The organism is Enterococcus aquimarinus (assembly GCF_001885765.1).
GTDB classification, from domain to species: Bacteria; Bacillota; Bacilli; order Lactobacillales; family Enterococcaceae; genus Enterococcus_I; species Enterococcus_I aquimarinus.
Map to the genome: position 1 here is coordinate 38,219 of NZ_JXKD01000014.1, position 21,290 is coordinate 59,508.

At 36.0% G+C, this 21,290-nt stretch carries 19 protein-coding genes; 17 read left to right on the top strand and 2 right to left on the bottom strand.

Annotated elements, in window-relative coordinates:
* The first annotated feature begins 21 nt into the window (after positions 1–21).
* The 16 genes from RU93_RS09255 to RU93_RS09335 all read left to right on the top strand — a co-directional run bounded on the left by RU93_RS09255 (position 22) and on the right by RU93_RS09335 (position 19,321).
* The gene (locus RU93_RS09255) at positions 22–1,188 is read left to right on the top strand and encodes a nucleotide sugar dehydrogenase (protein WP_071875341.1); all 1,167 of its coding nucleotides are present in this window, start codon (positions 22–24) and stop codon (positions 1,186–1,188) included.
* Positions 1,189–1,279: 91 nt separating this feature from the next.
* Positions 1,280–2,359, top strand: coding sequence for a TDP-N-acetylfucosamine:lipid II N-acetylfucosaminyltransferase family protein (locus RU93_RS09260; protein ID WP_071875342.1), 1,080 nt, complete (start codon positions 1,280–1,282; stop codon positions 2,357–2,359).
* Positions 2,360–2,377: 18 nt separating this feature from the next.
* The gene (locus RU93_RS09265) at positions 2,378–3,844 is read left to right on the top strand and encodes a lipopolysaccharide biosynthesis protein (protein WP_071875343.1); all 1,467 of its coding nucleotides are present in this window, start codon (positions 2,378–2,380) and stop codon (positions 3,842–3,844) included.
* Positions 3,834–4,805 carry a 1-aminocyclopropane-1-carboxylate deaminase/D-cysteine desulfhydrase gene (locus RU93_RS09270; protein ID WP_071875344.1) on the top strand — a complete coding sequence of 324 codons (972 nt, stop codon included), beginning with the start codon at positions 3,834–3,836 and terminating at the stop codon, positions 4,803–4,805. Before RU93_RS09265 ends, RU93_RS09270 begins: the two co-directional genes overlap by 11 nt.
* A complete protein-coding gene (locus tag RU93_RS09275) occupies positions 4,805–6,283 on the top strand; it encodes a GNAT family N-acetyltransferase (RefSeq protein ID WP_071875345.1) in 1,479 nt (492 codons plus the stop codon). Before RU93_RS09270 ends, RU93_RS09275 begins: the two co-directional genes overlap by 1 nt.
* An 11-nt stretch (positions 6,284–6,294) precedes the next feature.
* Positions 6,295–7,383, top strand: coding sequence for a DegT/DnrJ/EryC1/StrS family aminotransferase (locus RU93_RS09280; protein ID WP_245785398.1), 1,089 nt, complete (start codon positions 6,295–6,297; stop codon positions 7,381–7,383).
* Positions 7,384–7,394: 11 nt separating this feature from the next.
* Positions 7,395–8,264 (top strand): glucose-1-phosphate thymidylyltransferase RfbA, encoded by an 870-nt coding sequence (gene rfbA / locus RU93_RS09285; protein ID WP_071875347.1) that lies wholly within the window; start codon positions 7,395–7,397, stop codon positions 8,262–8,264.
* 21 nt (positions 8,265–8,285) lie between these two features.
* Entirely contained in the window at positions 8,286–9,341 is a 1,056-nt protein-coding gene (gene rfbB, locus RU93_RS09290) for a dTDP-glucose 4,6-dehydratase (protein ID WP_071875348.1), read from the top strand.
* A gap of 221 nt (positions 9,342–9,562) precedes the next feature.
* Complete coding sequence (galU, locus tag RU93_RS09295) at positions 9,563–10,435, top strand: UTP--glucose-1-phosphate uridylyltransferase GalU (protein ID WP_071875349.1); 873 nt, start codon at positions 9,563–9,565, stop codon at positions 10,433–10,435.
* 127 nt (positions 10,436–10,562) lie between these two features.
* Positions 10,563–12,647: a GH25 family lysozyme gene (locus tag RU93_RS09300; protein ID WP_071875350.1), complete on the top strand. Its 2,085-nt coding sequence runs from the start codon at positions 10,563–10,565 to the stop codon at positions 12,645–12,647.
* 217 nt (positions 12,648–12,864) lie between these two features.
* A complete protein-coding gene (locus tag RU93_RS09305) occupies positions 12,865–13,587 on the top strand; it encodes an ATP-binding cassette domain-containing protein (RefSeq protein WP_071875351.1) in 723 nt (240 codons plus the stop codon).
* On the top strand, positions 13,584–14,255 hold the full coding sequence (gene emtB, locus RU93_RS09310; RefSeq protein WP_071875352.1) for a metal ABC transporter permease EmtB: 672 nt from the start codon (positions 13,584–13,586) through the stop codon (positions 14,253–14,255). The genes RU93_RS09305 and emtB overlap by 4 nt, the downstream gene beginning before the upstream one ends.
* A gap of 8 nt (positions 14,256–14,263) precedes the next feature.
* A complete protein-coding gene (locus tag RU93_RS09315) occupies positions 14,264–15,076 on the top strand; it encodes a MetQ/NlpA family ABC transporter substrate-binding protein (protein WP_071875353.1) in 813 nt (270 codons plus the stop codon).
* Positions 15,077–15,638: 562 nt separating this feature from the next.
* On the top strand, positions 15,639–17,381 hold the full coding sequence (locus RU93_RS09325; protein ID WP_245785399.1) for an LTA synthase family protein: 1,743 nt from the start codon (positions 15,639–15,641) through the stop codon (positions 17,379–17,381).
* Positions 17,382–17,468: 87 nt separating this feature from the next.
* The gene (gene efp / locus RU93_RS09330) at positions 17,469–18,032 is read left to right on the top strand and encodes an elongation factor P (protein WP_071875356.1); all 564 of its coding nucleotides are present in this window, start codon (positions 17,469–17,471) and stop codon (positions 18,030–18,032) included.
* A gap of 65 nt (positions 18,033–18,097) precedes the next feature.
* On the top strand, positions 18,098–19,321 hold the full coding sequence (locus tag RU93_RS09335) for a chloride channel protein (protein WP_071875357.1): 1,224 nt from the start codon (positions 18,098–18,100) through the stop codon (positions 19,319–19,321).
* Positions 19,322–19,324: 3 nt separating this feature from the next.
* Here the strand turns inward: RU93_RS09335 and RU93_RS09340 are convergent, their stop codons facing one another.
* Both RU93_RS09340 and RU93_RS09345 read right to left on the bottom strand, forming a co-directional pair.
* Positions 19,325–19,618: a GIY-YIG nuclease family protein gene (locus RU93_RS09340; protein ID WP_071875358.1), complete on the bottom strand. Its 294-nt coding sequence runs from the start codon at positions 19,616–19,618 to the stop codon at positions 19,325–19,327.
* Positions 19,608–20,345: a tRNA1(Val) (adenine(37)-N6)-methyltransferase gene (locus tag RU93_RS09345; RefSeq protein ID WP_071875359.1), complete on the bottom strand. Its 738-nt coding sequence runs from the start codon at positions 20,343–20,345 to the stop codon at positions 19,608–19,610. Before RU93_RS09345 ends, RU93_RS09340 begins: the two co-directional genes overlap by 11 nt.
* A gap of 198 nt (positions 20,346–20,543) precedes the next feature.
* On the opposite strand from RU93_RS09345, the gene RU93_RS09350 reads away from it, so the two are divergent.
* Entirely contained in the window at positions 20,544–21,200 is a 657-nt protein-coding gene (locus RU93_RS09350; RefSeq protein WP_071875360.1) for a lysophospholipid acyltransferase family protein, read from the top strand.
* Positions 21,201–21,290: the final 90 nt, after the last annotated feature.

The window sequence follows — 21,290 nt, forward strand, 5'->3', positions numbered from 1 at the left end:
TTTGGAAGGAGAACTTATGTTATGAATATATCAGTTATAGGATTAGGTTACGTTGGGCTAGCTAATGCATTGCTATTAAGTCAAAGTGTAAATGTTAAAGCTTATGATATTGTAGAAGAAAAAGTTAATATGTTAAAAAAAAAGGAATCTCCAATAATGGATTCGGAGGTTAGTTTCTTTTTAAATAGAGAAGATTTATCAATTAAATTTATAAAAAATTTTAGAGATGCAGTTGTAGATACAAAATATTTGATTGTCGCCACTCCAACTGATTACGATGAATCAAAAAATTATTTCAATACTTCTACTGTTGAAAATGTGATTGAGAAAGCGCTAAAAATCAATCCGGAAGTCATATTTATTATTAAATCAACCGTTCCAGTAGGTTATACAAGTGAGCTAAAGAAAAAATATAATACAGAAAACATTATTTTTTCCCCTGAATTTTTAAGAGAAGGAAAAGCACTAGAAGATAATTTGTATCCTTCACGAATTATTGTGGGTGAAAAATCTGAAAGAGGACAAGAAATTGCGGATCTGTTTAATAATAATTCAGCTTCAAAAACTACGCCAATTCTATTAACAGATTCTACGGAAGCAGAAGCAATTAAATTATTTTCTAATACCTATTTAGCCCTAAGAGTTGCTTATTTTAACGAGCTAGATACATATGCAGAAACACGAAGACTAGACAGTCGCCAGATTATTGAAGGTGTTAGTCTAGATCCTCGAATTGGCTCGCATTATAATAATCCGTCTTTCGGCTACGGAGGATATTGTCTTCCAAAAGATACCAAACAATTGCGAGCAAACTATGAAGATGTTCCCAGTAATATCATTGGTGCTATAGTAGATGCTAATACGACTCGGAAAGATTTTATTGCTGAGCAAATATTAGCTAGAAAACCTCAAATCGTAGGTATATATCGTTTAACTATGAAATCAAATTCAGATAATTTTAGATATTCATCTATACAAGGTGTGATGAAACGCTTGAAATCGAAAGGAATCGAAGTTGTTGTATTTGAACCTACTTTAGATGAAGAATTTTTTTATCATTCGAAAGTAATCAAAAATTTAGAAGAGTTTAAGAGTATTTCTGACGTAATAGTTTCTAATCGTTATGAGATAGAATTAGAGGAAGTTCGTAGCAAGGTCTATACAAGAGATATTTTCGGTACAGATTAAAAAGATAACGATGGACTATAGAATTATTATATATCGATAGCTATATTAATAATGAAATGAGTGAGATATTAGATTAATGAAGATAATACATATGTTACCAAATGTTAATGTAAGAGTCACAGAATCATTTATTCAGTTTATAAGTGAGAATTTCGAAAGCGATAAGCATTACTTTAAGTTAGTTACAAAAAATTCTGTAATAGATTTAAATCTTAATAAACTTAAGAATGTGGAAATGATTCCCAATTTAAGTACAAAAGATATGTTAAATACGTGTTCTGAATATGATAAAGTTATTATTCATTATTTGAATTTTAAAACTATTGAAATTTTTAAGTTATTATTTCATCCCCAGATTTTTGAAAAAATAATATGGGTCGCATGGGGTGCAGATCTATATCAGTGGAAAGAAAAAATAGAGGGTTCTCTGTCTAGGAGAGTTAGCTTATTAGCTAGAAATTTTATTGCGAAAAGCTTTAGGAGACGCATTAAATATTTTGTTGGTATTTTTCCACCAGATATAAAATATTTTAAAGATGAATTTCAAACTAACTCAAAAACTTTCTACGCTTCTTATGTAGGTAATTTATACAATCCTTTGTATAAAAACAAACAAGATTTTGATGACTTAGAATATAAAATTACGCATGACAAAACTATTAATATTCAAATCGGACATTCTAGTACAAAAATTTTAAATCATCTTGAGAGCTTACAAGATCTTAAGAAATATAAAAATGAAAATATTAAAATATATTTGCCATTAAATTACGGAGATATGAATTATGGGGATATTGTTGAATCGGAGGCAAATAAAATTTTTGGTGGAAAAGTTGAATGTATCAGAGAGATGATGTCGAAAGAAGAATATATGCAATATTTATCTACAATAGATATTGCGATTTTTAATACTACTAGACAAATTGGATTAGGTAATATTAGTCCGATGCTATATATGAATAAAAAAATGTTTATGCCAAAAGATTCTGTTATGTATAATTTTTATAGAAGTCAAAATATCGATATCTGGGATTATAATAAAATTAAAAATTTGAGTTTTCACGAGTTTATAAAACCATTAAATTATAAAAATGGTACAAAATATATTGCTGAGAATGAACTGAATTTAGAACACAAGATTGAAATGTGGAATAAAGTATTTAAAGCTTGAATGAAATGAGGGAATATATTGAATAATAAACATTCAAAGGAATCAGTTCTTGCTTCTTTATTCTGGAAACTACTAGAACGCGGAGGTTCGCAAGGGATACAATTTATCGTCCAAATAATATTAGCACGACTCCTCGCCCCAGAACAATTCGGAGTAATTGCAATTGTGATGGTTTTTATTAACTTAGCTCAGGTATTTGTTCAAAGCGGATTTAGTACCGCATTGATTCAAAAAAAGGATACTGATGACGAAGATTTCTCATCAATTTTTTATTTGAGTTTGATAATAGCATTATTATTGTATACCATAATTTTTTTTACAGCACCTAGTATTTCGGTATTTTATAGGGAACCAATGTTATCTCCTATGTTAAGAGTGCTGTCTCTTATACTTTTTACAGGAGCATTGAATTCTGTACAAAATGCGTACGTAGCTAGAAATCTAATGTTTAAAAAACTCTTTAAGAGTAGTGTAGGGGCAATCGTTATATCTGGCATTTTAGGAGTAACTGCTGCATACATGGGGATGGGTGTTTGGGCGCTAGTTATTCAGCAATTAAGCAATCAAATTTCTATATCTATTATTATGTGGTTTACTGTAAATTGGCGACCTAAGTTAGTTTTTTCTTTTAAAAAGGTTAAAAAGTTATTTTCTTTTGGCTGGAAATTATTGGCTTCTTCATTGCTCAATGTGCTCTACTTAGAGATTAGAACCTTATTCATAGGTAGAATATATAGTTCATCTGCTTTAGGTTTTTATAATAGAGGGGAGCAATTTCCTAAATTAATCGTCAATAATATTGACGGATCAATCCAATCAGTGATGTTACCCACATTATCAGCATACCAAGATAATAAAATAAGAGCAAAAGAAATTATGCGCAGATCAATTGTTACTAGTTCCTTTCTTGTTTTCCCTATGATGATAGGGATGGCAGTTGTAGCAGAACCATTAGTGGTGATTGTATTAACAGAGAAATGGCTTCCTGCGGTTCCTTTTCTCCAAATATTTTGTCTTTCATATGCTTTAGTTCCGATACACACAGCAAATTTGCAAGCGATTAATGCGATGGGGCGAAGTGATATTTTTCTTAAACTTGAGATGATAAAAAAAACTGTCGGTCTTATCATACTAGGAATCAGCCTGCCTCTTGGCGTGTATGCGATAGCAATTGGACAATTATTCAGTGGTATTATCTCAACATTCATCAATGCGTATCCAAATAAAAAATTATTAAATTATAGCTATAAAGACCAGTTAAGAGATATTTTCCCTTCATTTTTCATAGCATTAATTATGGGAGTTGTTGTGTATGTTTTTAATTATTTGAATTTAGGAGAAGGAAAGATTCTACTTTTACAATTATTAACAGGAAGTCTTATTTATATGGGCCTAGCAAAAATTTTTAAAATAGACAGTTTTGATTATCTTATAAATACAATGAAGCAATTGAAAAAGAAAAGAAGTGATTCTAATGTCAGATAGTCTAATTAGAACCCCAATTAATCTATTGAATTATGAACAAAATTTTAATCAATTTTATATTAAACGAGATGACTTACTCCCGTTTTCTTTTGGTGGTAATAAAGTTAGAATTGCAGAAGAATATTTTAATGATATGGAGAATAAAGGCTACGACTGTATTATTAGTTATGGTAGTAGTAAATCTAATTTAAATCGAGTTATTGCTAATATGAGTAAAGCTAAAAATATTCCTTGTTTTGTTATTTCTCCTGAAGAAATGGATAAAGATAAAGAAGAACAGACGTTTAATAGTATCATTGTTGAAAGTACGGGGGTCAATATAGTAAAGTGTAGTAAAAAGAATATTGCAAATACTATTGAAAAAACAATTAGTGCATGCTGTGAGGAAGGATTGAACCCCTATTATATCAATGGTGATAAATACGGTAATGGTAATAAGGTAACTCCAGTAAATGCATATATTAAAGCTTATGAAGAAATACTGGCATACGAAAGAATAAGTGGTATACATTTTGATTATATTTTTCATGCGTCTGGAACTGGAATGACCCAAGCTGGACTAATTTGTGGGAAAATTATTAATAATGATATGAAAGAAATAATAGGAATATCTATTGCTAGAAATAGTGATCTAGGTAGATTACCAATAAGAGAAAGTGTTGAATCATATTTTAATAATACGATACTTAATAATGTGGATTCTCAAATATCCTTTACTGATAAATATAATTGTGGTGGATATGGGAGATATAATAATCAAATAATAGAAATGATTGAGCAAATTTTTAATTATGACGGTATTTCTCTAGACCTAACTTATACTGGTAAAGCTTTTTGGGGAATGACACAGTATATAGTAGAAGAAAACATTATGAATTCCAAAATTCTTTTTATACATACAGGTGGAACACCACTGTTTTTTGATGATCTGAGTACCAAAAAATTAAAGGAGAGTATCTAATGAATATATTATTAACATCGGTAGGAAGGAGAAGCTACCTTGTTCAATATTTTAAAGAGGCCTTGGGAGAAATTGGCAAAGTCCATGTTTCCAACAGTACTGAATTAACACCAGCATTTGAAATTGCAGATGCCGCAATAGTTACACCTCTCATCTACAGTGACGACTATATTCCTTTTTTAATTTCGTATTGTAGAGAGCACGATATCAGTGCAATAATTTCTCTGTTTGATATCGATTTGCCTGTACTGTCAGAAAATATAGAATTATTTAAGAATAATGGTATCGATGTGATTGTCTCAGATAAATCGGTAATTAATATTTGTAATGATAAATACAAAACGTATTCCTTTTTGAAAGAAAATGGTTTTATGGTTCCCAAAACTTTTTTGTCAATAGATGCCGTAATACAAGCCATCAATAATAATGAGGTGAGTTTTCCTTTAGTAATAAAACCACGATGGGGAATGGGATCGATAGGAGTATTAATTGCTGAGAATGAAGAAGAACTTTTGGTTTTTTATAGAAAATCATTATCACATATCAAAAATAGCTATTTAAAATTTGAGTCTACTGAAAATTTAGATGAAAGTGTGATTATTCAGGAGAAACTTAACGGTCAGGAATATGGGTTAGATGTAATTAATGATTTGAAGCAAAACTATCAAAATACCGTAGTAAAAATAAAACATGCGATGAGATCTGGTGAAACAGATTGTGCCGAAATAGTAGATGATTGTCGTTTTAAAGAGTTAGGTGCTTTAATAAGCAAAAAATTAGGACATATAGGAAATCTTGATGTAGATGTGTTTCTTGTAAACGACAAACTTTATGTCTTGGAGATGAATGCAAGATTTGGCGGTGGATATCCATTTAGTCACTTGGCAGGTGTTGATTTACCTAAAGCAATTATTAACTGGCTTAAAGATGAGGTTGTCTCAGATCACTTACTTAAAGAGAATCATGGAGTAATTGCGCATAAGGATATAAATATTGTACAAATTAATTCTAATAATTATCCATTTAAGAACTCTAAAGAAAAAATAATAATCAAACAAATGAAAAGTCAAAAAGAAATATTAAAAATATTACAAGAGTTTGATGGGGTTTTTACTCCTTCTATATCAGAAAAAGTTGGTGATTTATCTGATTATGCAATGAAGTTATCAGAGAATGCTTTTGTTTATGTGACATATAAATCAGGAAATCTAGGATTTGTATCATTGTACGCAAATGATATAAATAGTAAAGTAGCATATATCTCTTTTATTGGAGTAAAAAAACAAGCACGAAATATGGAAATCGGTAGAAATTTATTAGAAACTTGTTTTGATAAATCTATAGAATTTGGAATGGAAGAAATCATATTGGAAGTAAGAAAAAATAATTATATTGCTGACAAGTTCTATAAAAAGAATGGTTTTTCTTATTTAAAAGAGGCCTCTAATCAATCAGTCTATCTAACAAAAAAATTATAGGAGGGTTTCATTTGACAATTCAAGTAACCCGGTCATCAATGCCAGAAATAGAAGAGTACATCGAAGAAATAAGAGAACTGTGGGATTCTCATTGGCTTACAAATATGGGGAGTAAGCATCAACTGCTTGAAGCCCAACTTGTCGATTATTTAACTGTACCGAATGTGACTCTTTTTACTAATGGTCACTTAGCCTTGGAATGCATCATTGCAGCAATGGATTTAAAAGGCGAAGTGATTACCACTCCATTTACTTTTGCATCCACAACACATGCCATTGTGAGAAACGGCCTGAAACCTGTTTTTTGTGATATTAACCCAGATGACTATACGATAGATGTTAAAAAAATTGAAAGTCTGATTACTGATCAAACTTCCGCAATTATCCCTGTGCATGTATACGGCAATATATGCGACGTTGAGGCTATTGAAGTAATTGCTAAAAAACATAATCTTAAAGTGATTTATGATGCGGCTCATACTTTTGGTGTTACTGTAAATGGTCATGGCATTGGTAATTTCGGTGATGCATCGATGTTTAGCTTTCATGCTACAAAAGTGTTTAATACTATTGAGGGAGGCGCCGTAACCTACAATGATTCATCTTTAAAACAAATTTTAATTGATTTGAAGAACTTTGGTATTACAGGAACTGACACAGTGGGCTATGTTGGTGGAAATGCAAAAATGAATGAATTCCAAGCAGCTATGGGGATTTGTAACTTACGACATGTAAACAACGAAATTATAAAACGTAAAAAAGTAGTTGAAAGATACAAATCTCATTTAAAAGATGTCACTGGTATTAAACTGACTCAAGACCAAGTAGATGTTGAAAGTAATTATGCTTATTTTCCAGTCGTTTTTGAAGAATATAAAATGACTAGGGATGAGGTATATAATAAATTAATGACTAATGATATCATCGCAAGAAAATATTTCTATCCGTTGACAAATAGTTTTGAGTGTTACCAAGAATTATACGATAAAGGAAAAACACCGGTTGCAGAATATATTGCCGATCGTGTATTGACGTTACCATTGTATGCAGATTTACCTTTAGAAGAAGTAGACAGAATCTGTCAAATTATAAAAAGTTAGGACGAGTGTAGATGAAGGGAATTATTCTTGCAGGAGGGCGAGGCACGAGGTTATACCCAATGACTCAAGCCGTTTCCAAACAACTTTTACCAATCTATGATAAACCACTTATTTATTATCCGTTATCAGTTCTTATGTTAGCGGGTATTAAAGAAATATTAATTATTTCCACTCCAGGAGATATTTCAGGTTATCAGAAGTTGCTAGGAGATGGCTCTTCACTAGGTTTGAAATTTTCATATGAAGTTCAAGAAACGCCGAAAGGTCTAGCAGATGCTTTTATTCTTGGAGAGGAATTTATTGGAGAAGATAATGTTTGTTTGATACTGGGGGACAATATGTTCTATGGTCAAGACTTAACAAAAGTACTAAATCAGGCTACAGCAGCTAAAGATGGTGCCGTTATTTTTGGATATCCGGTAAAAGATCCTAAAGCATTTGGGGTCGTAGAGTTTGATGACAACAGAAAAGTACTTTCAATTGAAGAGAAACCTAAGTATCCCAAATCTAACTACGCTGTCCCTGGCTTATATTTCTATGATAACACTGTAATAGAAATCGCCAAAAATGTTCAACCTTCCGAACGAGGTGAAATTGAAATTACTTCAATTAATAATGCTTATCTTGAAAGAAAAGATTTGAATGTCGTTTTATTAGGACGTGGAATGGCATGGCTTGATACGGGCACACCGGAGGGAATGTTAAAAGCTGCAGAATATGTCGAAGCTGTTCAATCTAGACAAGGATTTTATATTGCGTGCCTAGAAGAAATTGCATGGCGTAGAGGATTCATCGATGATAAAAAGCTGAAAGAAATAGGGGAACGTCTTAAAATGACAGACTATGGCCAATATATTTTATCTTTATTAGAAGAAATATAATTAGAAACGCGAGGTTTTTTTTTGAAAACAATATTAATAACAGGTGGAGCAGGATTCATTGGCAGTAATTTTGTTAAATTAATGCTTGATAGACACCCAGAATATAAGACTATCAATATCGACGCATTGACGTATGCAGGTAATTTAGAAACGTTAAAAGACATCGATACTAATCCTAATTATGAATTCATCAAAGCGGATATTCGTAACAGAGAACAGATTGAAGATATTTTTAGAAATAATGAGATTACTGCAGTTGTGAATTTTGCTGCAGAATCTCATGTAGATAGAAGTATTGAGGATCCTGAGATATTCTTAACGACGAATATTCTTGGTACGCAAGTTCTTCTAGACACTGCAAAGAAATACTGGAAAATAGATCCTGCTGATAAGTATAGCACCGACTATAAGCCAGGTGTGAAATTCCTTCAAGTATCAACGGATGAAGTTTATGGTGCTCTAGGTGAGACCGGCATGTTTGTAGAAACAATGCCTCTCATGCCAAATAGTCCATATTCAGCATCCAAGGCAAGTGCGGATATGATTGTAAGAGCATATCATGAAACATACGGGATGCCAGTAAATATTACTAGATGTAGTAATAACTACGGACCATATCAATTCCCTGAGAAACTCATCCCATTAATGATTAACAATTGCTTAGAAGAGAAAGACCTGCCTGTTTACGGAGATGGTATGCAAGTCAGAGATTGGCTACATGTATCGGATCATTGTGCGGCAATCGATACCGTTCTTCATAAAGGAATTGATGGCGAAGTTTACAATATCGGCGGTAATAACGAGAAATCCAATATTGAGCTCGTAAAACTAATCATTAGTATATTAGGAAAATCTGAAGACTTAATCAAACACGTTAAAGATAGACCTGGTCATGATAGACGATATGCCATTGATAATACTAAAATTACTACGGAACTCGGGTGGACTCCAGCGTATACCTTTGAACAAGGGATTAAAGAAACAATTCAGTGGTATCTTGATAACAATGAATGGGCTGAAAATATCTTATCAGGTGAATACGCAAATTATTATGATGAGATGTATAATAAAGCATAATAATCTTCTAGTAACCAATTTAAATTAAATAACGATATAGAAATTGCATAGTAATATAAATAAAAACACGAATGTTTAAAAAAGAGTTTATAGTTATTTAGTAGAATAAATTATTTTTTTAATATGTTTTACAAGATAGCTAGATTATCGTATTACTACAAAGTTACTATTCAATTTAAAAATTATATAATAGATTTTTAACGAAGGAGAAGTTAATTATCATGCAAAAAGTCCGTAAAGCAGTCATTCCAGCCGCAGGTCTAGGTACAAGATTTTTACCTGCAACAAAAGCCATTGCAAAAGAAATGTTGCCAATTATCGATAAACCAACGATTCAATTTATCGTAGAAGAAGCCATTGAATCTGGGATTGAAGATATTATTATTGTGACGGGGAAAGCAAAGCGTCCGATTGAAGATCACTTTGATGCGAATGTGGAGTTGGAACAAAGTCTTGCTTCTCAAGGAAAAGATGAGTTATTAGCTTTAGTCGAAGAAACAACAGGTATTAATATTCACTTTATTCGTCAAAAACGTCCTTTAGGTTTGGGTCATGCCGTCTTACAAGCGAAAGCGTTTGTCGGTAATGAACCATTCGTCGTGATGTTGGGCGATGATATCATGGAAGATGAGATTCCGCTTACGAAGCAATTAATCAATACGTATGATGCAACAAGAGCTTCGGCTTTAGCCGTTATGCAGATTCCTCATGAGGATACCGATAAATATGGTGTGATTGCACCAAATGAAGAAGTCTCACCTGGATTATACGATGTGAATCACTTTGTAGAAAAACCAAAACCAGCAGACGCGCCGAGTGATTTAGCCATTATCGGTCGTTATTTGTTGAAACCCGAAATTTTTGAGATTTTAGAAAATCAAGAACCGGGTCTTGGGGGCGAAATTCAGTTAACTGATGCGATTGATACGTTGAATAAAACGCAACGTGTTTTTGCTCATGAGTTTAAGGGGAAACGGTATGATGTCGGGAACAAATTAGGTATGTTAGAGGCTAATATTGAATATGGGTTGAAACATCCTGAAATAAAAGATGAATTAAAAGTGTACTTAAAAGAGCTAGTAGAAAAACTTTAACTTATATTATCTTGCCAGTGGTCATTGGCAAGATTTTTTGACGATTTATTAAGAAGTAATTGATTTTAGCCGATAAAAATAGAAGTGCTAGAAGTAAGGCAGATTCATACATAAAAGGTGGGTAATAATGAAAAAGAGAATTGTAACAAGTGTTTTGGTTGGTAGTTTAGTGTTTACGCCGTTAGCGGGAGTATCAACGGTTTGGGCAGATGGGATTGATACTAGTAGTAGCGAAAGTCAAACAACAACTAGTGAGCTATTCGATACTACTGTTGAAATGAGTGATTCCCTCGTTAATTTGGATGAATTATCAGATGAGTCTATGGAAGGGTTCAGCAGTGAGGATGTTCTTGAAAGTGAATCTACGCTTAAAAGCAATGAAACAGCGACGACGAATGAATCGACGGTTGAAAGTATGGAAGAGGTCCAATATGAGGATGTCTATTACAACGGTCAATGGTTCCAATTTCCTATACAAGAAGAGCCAGCAGAACCATCTAGAGTGGATGCGAATGACAATCACGAATTAGGAACCTTTGTTAATCCTACGTCACTTATGTCACGTAGCGTGGTGGATGTGATTTCAGAAACGCAATCTGGACGACCAGATTGGGACTTTATTGATGTGGCTTCTTATCAGGGGAACTTATCAATATCAGATTATCAATTTATGCAAAAACATGGCGTTACGGGTGTTGTGGTGAAATTAACAGAAGGAACTTCTTATAAAAATCCTTATGCTGCAAATCAAATTAAGAACGCTCTAGCTGCGGGTATGAAGGTAAGTACGTATCACTTTAGTCATTTTACAACGAAAGAAGGGGCTGAAGCGGAAGCTACGTATTATGCAAAAATGGCAAAAGAACTGGGATTATCTGGAACAACGGTAATGGTGAATGATTTAGAAACGAATTTCAATGATTTCTCGACGCAAAATTCTGTGTATTTTGCGAATAAACTAAAAACACTTGGATATCCAATCACTTTGCATTATTCTTCATCATCAATTTTTGATCGAAATATTCTTTCAACTGCTATTTTGGGATTACAAAATCTTTGGGTGGCACAGTATCCATACCAACCATCCGATAAAAATATTCTACACACGGCTCGTAGCGCTTGGCAGTGGTCTGATTCGATGGAATTTACTGCGATTAAAGATAGTAGCGGTAAGAGAAAACGTTTTGATATTAACATGGATCATAATGGAATGTTATCAAATAAATTTTTAGTTAGTGATGAGGTTGTTGAAGACGTAGGAAAACCGGCTGCTCCGCAAGAAAAAACGATTAATCGCTATGCAACGGTTACGAAAAAAGGGTATTCAGTATGGAATAATTTGTCTTTTACTGGAGAAAATGCGAAATCCGACAATTATTTTCAAAATACACTGTATGTCGAGAAAGAGTATACTTTTTCGGATGGAACAGTTGTCGTTTCATTGAAGGATAGTCAAGGGAAGCTATTAGGTTATGTGGATCCTATAGCGTTATCGTATGGCAATAATAAGGGCGGTTCGTATCTTTCGGATGGTCGCTATGTTACCATTCGTTCAAAAAATTATACTATCTGGCAAAACTTGAATTTTTCAAAAACTAAAAACATCAGTAGTACTTATTACAACCAAACTTTACAAGCAAAAGGGAGATACAACCACTTTAACGGCTCTACTTACTACTCGTTATACTCGAACAACGGAACGTGGTTAGGCTATATCAACGCAACGGGTGTCAAAGTTGGAGCAGGCAAACAGGGTGCTTATCAAAGCTATGGGAAGTATGTAACGATTAAATCCAATTCTTATGCAATATGGCGCAATTTTGGATGGTCTTCGAAAGCTTCTGGTAGTTTTGCAGGAAAAACTTATTTAGCAAAAGGGATTTACAATCACTTTAATGGTTCTCGCTATTTATCTCTTTATGATAGTAAAGGTAAGTGGTTAGGTTATATTAATGAAAAAGGTGCAAATGTTGCTAATAATAAAGGTGGCGTTGCTTTAGCGGCTAAATTTAATAAAAAAGTTGTGAAGCGAAACTATACGATTTGGCAAAACCTGAATTTCACGAAAGCAAAAGCAAATAGCAACCAATATCTAAATCAAACACTTTATGTAAAAGTGAAATACAATCACTATAACAATTCCACTTATTATTCTTTATATAATGCGAATAATCAATGGCTCGGTTATATTAATCAAAATGCTACAAAATAGTTCATTTTACCCCACACAACCAGAACTTTCTGGTTGTGTTTTTTTGAGTTCAAATATATACTAGGAGGTACAGTTTTTATGGCTGTTTTATTTTAAAGTTGACATTAAATCGTATTTTTTACTGATTTTTAGGATTAATAGATTCATCTGTATCATTTTTATGAAAATAAATATAACAGGATTGTGTGCTGTTATATCTCAGGGAGTGGGAGAATCGATGTATGAACTGCATCAGGTGAGCCAGCGGTATCACGATCAATTAGCGATTGATGATTTATCTTTTTCTGTCGAGAAGCGAGAGTTTGTTGGAATTGTGGGAAAAAGTGGCTCAGGGAAATCGACGTTATTGCGTTTAATGAATTTAATGGAAGAACCAAGTCAAGGGAAGATTTTGTTTGGGCAAAAAGAAGTGAGTGGTTTTTCTAAAAAAGAAAAGCAATCGGTCCAGAAAAAGATTGGGATGGTATTTCAACAGTATCATTTATTGCATAATCAAACGGTATTACAAAATGTGATGCTGCCGCTTAAGTTGATTGGCAATAAAGAGACAGACTATGCGTTAGAATTGTTAGATTTTGTCGGTTTAGCAACGAAAGTCAATGATTATCCGGTGCAATTATCTGGTGGTGAGAAACAACGGGTGGCTTTGGCCCGGGCATTAGTCCGTAAGCCTGAGTTGTTACTGTGCGATGAAGTGACGAGTGCTTTGGACGAAGAGTATGGCGAAGAGGTGCTGATGCTGCTTCAAAAAATCCATCGCGAATTTCCGGTGACGATTCTTTTTGTCAGTCATGATTTGGATGCGGTCAAAAAAGTTTGTCAGCGCGTGCTTGTCATGGAGCAGGGACGTTTACTAGGTGAACTGAAGAATAAGCCTAATCCGTTAATCAAAGATTCGAAAAACTACTTTGAGAAAGTGCAAAGGAGGCTACACGGATGAGTCTTCAAGAGCAATTAGTCTATTATTGGCCTGAGTTAGTCTTATCCTTGGAACAAACCGCGATTATGATGGGGATTTCGTTAAGTGTGGCTTTGCTTGTGGGCTTGCCATTAGGGATGGCATTGTATTTAACCCATCCAAAAGTGCAACAACGAGAGCACTGGGCTTACTGGGTATTCAATGCCTTGATTAGTGTTATCCGCTCGTTTCCATTTTTATTATTTGTCGTGGTATTAATTCCTGTTGTACGGTTTCTGATTGGGCGCGCATTTGGCCCGGTTCCGGCATCCTTTCCGTTAAGTATCGTGGCAATCGCCATTTTTGCACGGTTAGTCGAGCAAGTATTGCTTGATATTCCGAATGAGATTCGGTTGTTAGCTGATTCATTAGGGGCGACGACGAGACAATATATTTGGCATTTTTTATTAGTAGAAGGTCGAAGCGGACTGGTTTTAGCGTTTACGACGACGATTGTGAGTATGACGTCTTATTCGACCGTCATGGGAATTGTCGGTGGTGGTGGAATTGGCGATTTCGCCATCCGTTATGGGTATCAAAGTTATCAATATGGGATTATGTATGTGGCAATCTTGATTATGGTTGGTTTTGTCTTTGTGGTTCAAATGCTAGGTAATCAATTGGCGCATCAATTAGATAAAAGAAAGTAGGAAGAAAAATGAAGAAATTATTATTTGGTTTAGTGGTTTTAAGTTCAGTCGGTCTGTTAGCGGCTTGCGGGAATCAAGCGGAAGAAACATCCGAAGATAAAGTGATCACGGTAGCGGCACAAGCACCTCCGATGACAGAAGTAATCAAAAAAGCAGCAGAAGTCGCAAAAGCAGACGGTTGGGATATTCAACTTGTCCAAGTTAACGATAACGTTGCTTACAATGACATGGTGGCGAGCAAAGAAGCAGATGCGAGTTTTGCGCAGCATAAACCTTTTATGGAAAAATATAATAGTGAAAAAGATAGTCAATTAGTGGCGATTCAACCGATCTATGATGCGAAAGTTGGTTTTTACTCAAAGGATTATAAGAGTGTTGATGAGATTCCAAATAAGAGTAAAGTCGCGATTCCAAACGATGCTTCAAATGAAGGACGAGCACTTGCCATTTTAGCAGACGAAGGCTTAATTACCTTAACGCCAGGTGTCGGTACGAATGCGACACTGAAAGATGTCGTGGATAATCCAAAAGAATTTGAATGGTTATCGGTTGATTTACTGAACCTTGCGGAAGCGTATAGTGAACCAAATGTCGCGTTAGTCTATAATTACCCAACGTATATTTCAAAAATAGGGTTGAAACCTTCTGATGCGCTTTTCTTAGAACCAAACGTCGATCAACGCTTCTCTATCCAATTAGTTGCGCGTGAAGACAATCAAGACTCCGAAAAAATAAAAGCCTTGAAAAAAGCAATGACAAGCGATGAAGTCCGTGAATTTTTAGTCAACGAACACGGCGAAACCCTCATCCCGTCATTTTAATCAAGGTGGGCGAAATGGCGTTTTTCGCTGAGCAACTGGAAGGAAATGAGGGCAATCGTTTTTCGATTGACTGATTTTCCAGAAGTTGCCGAAGCGAAGCCGTTTCACCCCCGTAAATCAAGGTGGACGAAATGGCGTTTTTCGCTGAGCAACTGGAAGGAAATGAGGGCAATCGTTTTTCGATTGACTGATTTTCCTGAAGCTGCCGAAGCGAAGCCATTTCAACCCCGTAAATCCTTGTTCTAAAAATCATTCNTGAAGCTGCCGAAGCGAAGCCATTTCAACCCCGTAAATCCTTGTTCTAAAAATCATTCAAAAGGATCGCTATCAACAAAGGCCTGCTAAAATTATTTTTAGTGGGTCTTTGTTTACAAGAACGTTAAATTCGGCGTAATTTTTCAAAGTAAAACGCTTTTTATGATATACTTTCTGTAAATGAGTCAAGAGAAAGTAGCGATGAAAAATGTTATTTTGGTTTGTCATATTAGTACTTATTCTAACAAAAATATTGCCGAATGATAAAAAGGTCTATTATTTATTTTTTCCGTATCTCGCTTTCGTCATGAGTACGGTCAGTTTTTTGTTGTTGCGTCAAGTAAATGATGAGATGGTTGATCTCTCTGTGTATCTCTTTCCGCTTTTAGGGAAGAATCAACTTAATAGTCTGCTGACGTTCTTTGCGGCTGTTCTGATTTTTGCGGTCGTTCAATTAGTAAGAGCGTTGCATCGCAAAGGAATCCTTGAACGTCGGTCACCCTTGACCAAAAAACAAATTACCTGGGTGCTCGTCTCAAGTCTGATTGTTTTTATTGGTAGTTTGCTGGTATCAACGAGCTTTTGGGCGGTCCATTCTTTTGGTAATTTGACATTTGATCAGATGATTTATACGATCAGCCAGCCATTAGGCGATTCTGATCCTGGTCAAATCATCAATTACATTTTAAATCCTTTATTAAATACGTTTGCGATGACGCTGAGTATCACGAGTTTCTTTCTGGTATTTTCGCTTTATCGTCCGACGTTTAAACGACAAGAGAAGTCTTTTTTTATCCCAATGGTCATAACAAGTAGTCTGTTTTTATTGATTGTGAGTGCGTCGATTAGTATTCGCGAGATTGGTTATGCTGACATTAAGGCTTATTACTTTGAAGAAACGGAAATTTATGAGGAATATTATGTGGATCCGCGTGAAGTGAATTTGACCTTTCCAGAAGAAAAAAGAAACTTATTTTATCTTTATCTTGAATCGATGGAGACGAGTTATGCCTCGCAAGAAGTGGGTGGGGTTAAGAGTGAAAACTTGATTCCTCATTTAACCCAACTCGCCTTGAATGAAGGCGTGCAATTTTCACATCAAACCGGACTGGGCGGGTTTTACCAAGTACCCGGTGCGAATCAAACGGCGAGTGCGATGGTCGCTCAAACTTCTGGCTTACCACTGCGAGCGTCGGGTGGTGATTTGGATGTGAATTTTTATGGTCAAGATGGTTCTAATTTTTTCCCAGGTGCTTATTCGCTTGGTGAAGTTTTAGAAACACAAGGATATAATCAAATGCTTTTTATTGGCTCGAGTAAAGATTTTGCCGGACGTGGCAAGTACTTTACCCAACACGGCAATTATGATATTCGTGATGTCTATTGGGCACGTGAACAAGGACTCATCCCCGAAGATTATTGGGAGTGGTGGGGCTATGAAGATCGTAAATTGTTTGATTTTGCGAAAGATTCGCTCAGTGAATTAGCTGCTAAAGACGAACCGTTTAACTTTACGATGCTGACGACCGATACGCATTTTGAAGACGGCTATGCGACCGAAGAGACGCCTAATTTGTTTAATGATCAATACAGTAATGTCATTCATGATAATGACCGCCAAGTGAAAGCCTTCATCGAGTGGATTCAGGCGCAACCGTTTTATGAAAATACAACAGTTGTGATTGTAGGGGATCATTTGACGATGGACAGTGATTTTTTTGACAACGACGATCCGAATTATCAGCGGACCGTTTATAATGCCTTTTTAAATACGACGCAAACAGCCAGTCGTGTGACGGATCGTCAAGCGACGGCCCTTGATTTGTTTCCGACAACGTTAGCCGCGTTAAATGTGACGATTGAAGGAGAACGATTGGGCTTAGGAACGAATTTGTTTTCAGCAAAACCAACCTTAGCCGAAGAACTAGGTTTTGATTCCTTTTACACCGAATTAACGAAACGTTCGACCTTTTATGCCGAGAAGTTAATGCAAGGGACGGACGACGAAATCTATAAACAGCGAGAAGCTGAAAAAGAAGCGGAGGAATAAACGTTTTTCGCAAAATGAAATTTGTCAAACGTTCGCTTTTCTGATAAAATGAATCGAATGATTTTTTACAATGAAGGAGATAAAAATATGATTTCTGCAGTAGATTTAAGAGCGGGTATGACGTTTATTCAAGATGGTAAATTAATTAAAGTATTGGACGCAAGTCACCACAAACCTGGTAAAGGAAATACCGTTATGCGTATGAAATTACGCGATGTTCGTACAGGTGCGACGTATGATACAACACTTCGTCCAGACGAAAAGTTTGAAAAAGCACATATTGATACAAAAACAGTTCAATATTTATACACAATGGATGATACAGGATTCTTCATGGATTTAGAAAGCTATGATCAATATGAAATTCCCGTAGATACCATTGAAGAAGAAATGAAATACATTTTAGAAAACATGGAAGTAAAAATTCAATTCTACGGTGCAGAAGTCATCGGAATTCAATTGCCAACAACGGTTGTTTTACGAGTGGCAGAAACACAACCTTCTATTAAAGGCGCAACAGTTACAGGTTCTGGTAAACCAGCAATTATGGAAACAGGCTTAACAGTCAACGTTCCTGACTTTATCGAAGCTGGCGAATTATTAGAAGTGAATACTGCTGAAGGTTCATACGTGAAACGCGCAGGTAAATAATGACAGTAAAAGAGACAGGCCAATCATGCGCTCTGTCTCTTTTTTGATGGAAGGGAAGAGTTGGAATGCTCGTACAACAATGGAATAATTTTTTCGAAAAGGGAGCACTCTATGTGATCAGTATTGGGATTGGGCTAACGGTAGGGTTGATTGATACGCTATTTGGCATTGTTTTACTTCAGTTAACTGCCTATCGAGAAGCTCATTTTTTGCCACTCGTTTTATTCCTAGCACCGGTGGGAATGTTGATTTTGTATTGTTTTCAACGCTTTGGCGAGCGGAGTCAAGAAGGGATGAGTTTAGTTTTTGAAGCTGGTCAAGGAGGCGATGTGAGGATTCCGAAACGGATGGTGCCGTTTGTTGTGATCGGGACGTGGCTGGCGCATCTAGTCGGGGCCAGTGTCGGTCGCGAAGGAGTCGCCGTGCAAATTGGCGCAACGGTGGGTCATTGGTTCGGGAAATTAGCGCAAGCAACGAATCAACGATGGTTTATTGTGATTGGGATGGCTGCGGGTTTTGCCGGTCTATTTGAAACGCCGATTGCAGCGACTTTCTTTGCCTTAGAAGTGTTGGTTGTCGGCCGTCTCTATTCGAATCTATTATTGCCAACGTTACTGGCGGCTTTCACCGCGAGTTGGACGTCGCAACTGATGGGATTGGAGAAATTTTCTTTTATCCTACCAGGGACGTTGGTGTTTAGTTGGGGATTGCTTGTGAAGTTACTCCTTGTCGCTGTTTGTTTTAGTTTAGCGGGTCGCTATTTTGCGCAGCTACTCAAATTCAGTAAACAGTTTTGGAGTACAAAAATCGCCAATCCACTTGTGCGAATTGGCTTAGTCAGTTTATTTCTAAGTTTATTGTTTCTGATGTTTCATTTTGGGCGATATTCTGGTTTAGGGACGAATTTGATTCAATCGAGTTTTGCAGGCGGAAGCATTTATTCTTATGATTGGCTTTTGAAATTTGTTTTAACAATTCTTACGTTAAGTATTGGTTTTCCAGGAGGAGAAGTGACACCTCTTTTTGCCATTGGGGCAACGCTTGGCGTGTTTTTAGCTTCCGTATTAGGCCTCCCAATCGTATTCATTGCCGCTTTTGGCTATATTGCGGTCTTTGGAAGTGCAACGAACACGCTACTTGCGCCTATCTTGATTGGTGGCGAAGTCTTTGGTTGGGAAAATTTACCGTATTTTATCCTGATTTGTTGCATTAGCTTTGCTCTTAATGGTAATCATAGTATTTATGGGCGCCAGAAAATGGCGGAGGAAAATCTGCTCCCGAAAGATTAGCTATCACTGACAATTTTTGGAAATGTTCCTTTTATTCGTGTTTTTCTCTAGGTAAGCTTCTTTTTGCTTTCGTGTCAACTTCTTGAAGGCGGCTTCGGCTTTCATGGCCTCGCTTCGGGAAGAAAAACACTCTTGATGAATCATGGTGACGGGGCGGCGTTTGGCTACGCGGGTATATTTTGCTCCGCTACCGTCATTGTGTTCTTGCAATCTTCTTGCGGGATCAATGGTATACCCTGCGTATAAAGTGTTATCGTGGCATAAGAGAACGTAAAAATAGTGCGTTTTAGCGTCCATAAAGTTTCTCTTTAATAATTGGTGTGTATTCCCCGTTTTGATCATAAGTGAAAATGGGGGGGAGGACTTTGAAGCCGGCTGTTTTGCCGTCTTTAATGCCTTCGATTAATAAAATATTGGCTTCCTTTCCATCTTTTGGATAAATGAATTGCAAGCGTTTTGGTGCGAGGCGATGTTGTTGCATTTTAGCTAAAATATCTAAGAAGCGGTCAGGGCGATGCACCATCGCAAAACGGCCATTCATTTTTAGTAATCGACTGGAGACGGCTAAGACTTCATCAAGATTGGTATGGATTTCGTGCCGTGCGATTGCCAGATGTGGATTGGGATTTTTGGTGCCTTGGGGTTCATTTTCAAAATAGGGTGGATTACAGAGCAGTAAATCGACCGAATCGCTCGGGATTTTCGTTAGACTGTCTTTTAAATCCATTTGGTACATGGTCATCTGGTCTTCGAGTTGATTTAACACAATGCTGCGCTTTGCCATATCGGCTAATTTTTCTTGTAGTTCGACTTGATAGATGTGTGCGGCTGTTTTACGGCTCACAAATAAACCAACTGCGCCATTACCGGCACAAAGGTCGACAATCGTGCCTTTTTTTGGAATCGTGGGAAAATCTGCCAATAATACGGCATCGAGTGAAAAGGAAAAAACTTCAGAACTTTGGATAATTTGGATATCTTCCGCGTAGAGTTTGTCAATTCGCTCATATTCATTTAATTGCATGATGGAACGCTCCTTAAAATAGTATCTGTTCCCATTCTACCAAAAAATGACGGCCCTGGAAGCAAAAAAATGAAGTTTCTCTTGCGATTTAGCGCTTGCTTTTGAACTTCTGATAAAAATAGTCAAAAAAGCTTGTTAATCGTGCCGTTTTTTTGCATACTTAAAGATAAATATGGATAGAAAGAAAGGGATAAATGAATGTTTTTTAGTTTTATGCGTGGGGTTGTCCGAGTGGTTTTATTCATCATCAATGGCCCCTTCGAAATTCAAAATAAAGAAGCACTACCTAAGGATGAAAATTATATTTTAGTCGCGCCGCATCGCACGTGGTGGGATCCATTGTATATGGCCGTTGCTGCTCGCCCAAAACGTTTCGCCTTTATGGCAAAAGAAGAATTATTTAAAAATGTCTTTTTACGTTTCATTTTGAAAAATTGCAATGCGTTTTCGGTGAACCGTCAAAATCCAGGTCCGAGCGCTATTAAGACGCCAGTTAAAATTTTGAAGGAAACGGATTTAAGTTTAATTATGTTCCCGAGTGGGACGCGTCATTCGAAAGCCCTCAAAGGTGGGATGGCGATGATAGCGAAAATGGCAAAAGTTCGCGTCGTACCATGTGTCTACCAAGGACCGGTTACTTTAAAAGGGTTATTTAAACGCGAAAAAGTCGTGCTACGTTTTGGCGAGCCGATTGATTTATCGGATATCAAAAAATTAAATGCCGAAGGGTTACAAGAAGTCGAACGCCGAATTCAAGGATCCTTTGATCAGTTAGACTTCCAAGTGAATCCGCAATTTGTCTATGCGATTGAAGAAGAAGTCGAAGTTGTTCAAGAAGACAAAAAAAGTGAATAAGACAAAAAAGTGTTTCTTTGAATAAAAGAAGCGCTTTTTTTTATGTACAAGTGTGTCTAAAGGCCACAGTCCGAGCGTTACGTTAAATAA

Coding starts and splice junctions, on each gene's coding strand:
- RU93_RS09255 (WP_071875341.1), top strand. CDS start 22: ATGAATATATCAGTTATAGGATTAGGTTACGTTGGGCTAGCTAATGCA.
- RU93_RS09260 (WP_071875342.1), top strand. CDS start 1,280: ATGTTACCAAATGTTAATGTAAGAGTCACAGAATCATTTATTCAGTTT.
- RU93_RS09270 (WP_071875344.1), top strand. CDS start 3,834: ATGTCAGATAGTCTAATTAGAACCCCAATTAATCTATTGAATTATGAA.
- RU93_RS09275 (WP_071875345.1), top strand. CDS start 4,805: ATGAATATATTATTAACATCGGTAGGAAGGAGAAGCTACCTTGTTCAA.
- rfbA (WP_071875347.1), top strand. CDS start 7,395: ATGAAGGGAATTATTCTTGCAGGAGGGCGAGGCACGAGGTTATACCCA.
- galU (WP_071875349.1), top strand. CDS start 9,563: ATGCAAAAAGTCCGTAAAGCAGTCATTCCAGCCGCAGGTCTAGGTACA.
- RU93_RS09300 (WP_071875350.1), top strand. CDS start 10,563: ATGAAAAAGAGAATTGTAACAAGTGTTTTGGTTGGTAGTTTAGTGTTT.
- RU93_RS09305 (WP_071875351.1), top strand. CDS start 12,865: ATGTATGAACTGCATCAGGTGAGCCAGCGGTATCACGATCAATTAGCG.
- emtB (WP_071875352.1), top strand. CDS start 13,584: ATGAGTCTTCAAGAGCAATTAGTCTATTATTGGCCTGAGTTAGTCTTA.
- RU93_RS09315 (WP_071875353.1), top strand. CDS start 14,264: ATGAAGAAATTATTATTTGGTTTAGTGGTTTTAAGTTCAGTCGGTCTG.
- RU93_RS09325 (WP_245785399.1), top strand. CDS start 15,639: ATGAGTACGGTCAGTTTTTTGTTGTTGCGTCAAGTAAATGATGAGATG.
- efp (WP_071875356.1), top strand. CDS start 17,469: ATGATTTCTGCAGTAGATTTAAGAGCGGGTATGACGTTTATTCAAGAT.
- RU93_RS09335 (WP_071875357.1), top strand. CDS start 18,098: ATGCTCGTACAACAATGGAATAATTTTTTCGAAAAGGGAGCACTCTAT.
- RU93_RS09340 (WP_071875358.1), bottom strand. CDS start 19,618: ATGGACGCTAAAACGCACTATTTTTACGTTCTCTTATGCCACGATAAC.
- RU93_RS09345 (WP_071875359.1), bottom strand. CDS start 20,345: ATGCAATTAAATGAATATGAGCGAATTGACAAACTCTACGCGGAAGAT.
- RU93_RS09350 (WP_071875360.1), top strand. CDS start 20,544: ATGTTTTTTAGTTTTATGCGTGGGGTTGTCCGAGTGGTTTTATTCATC.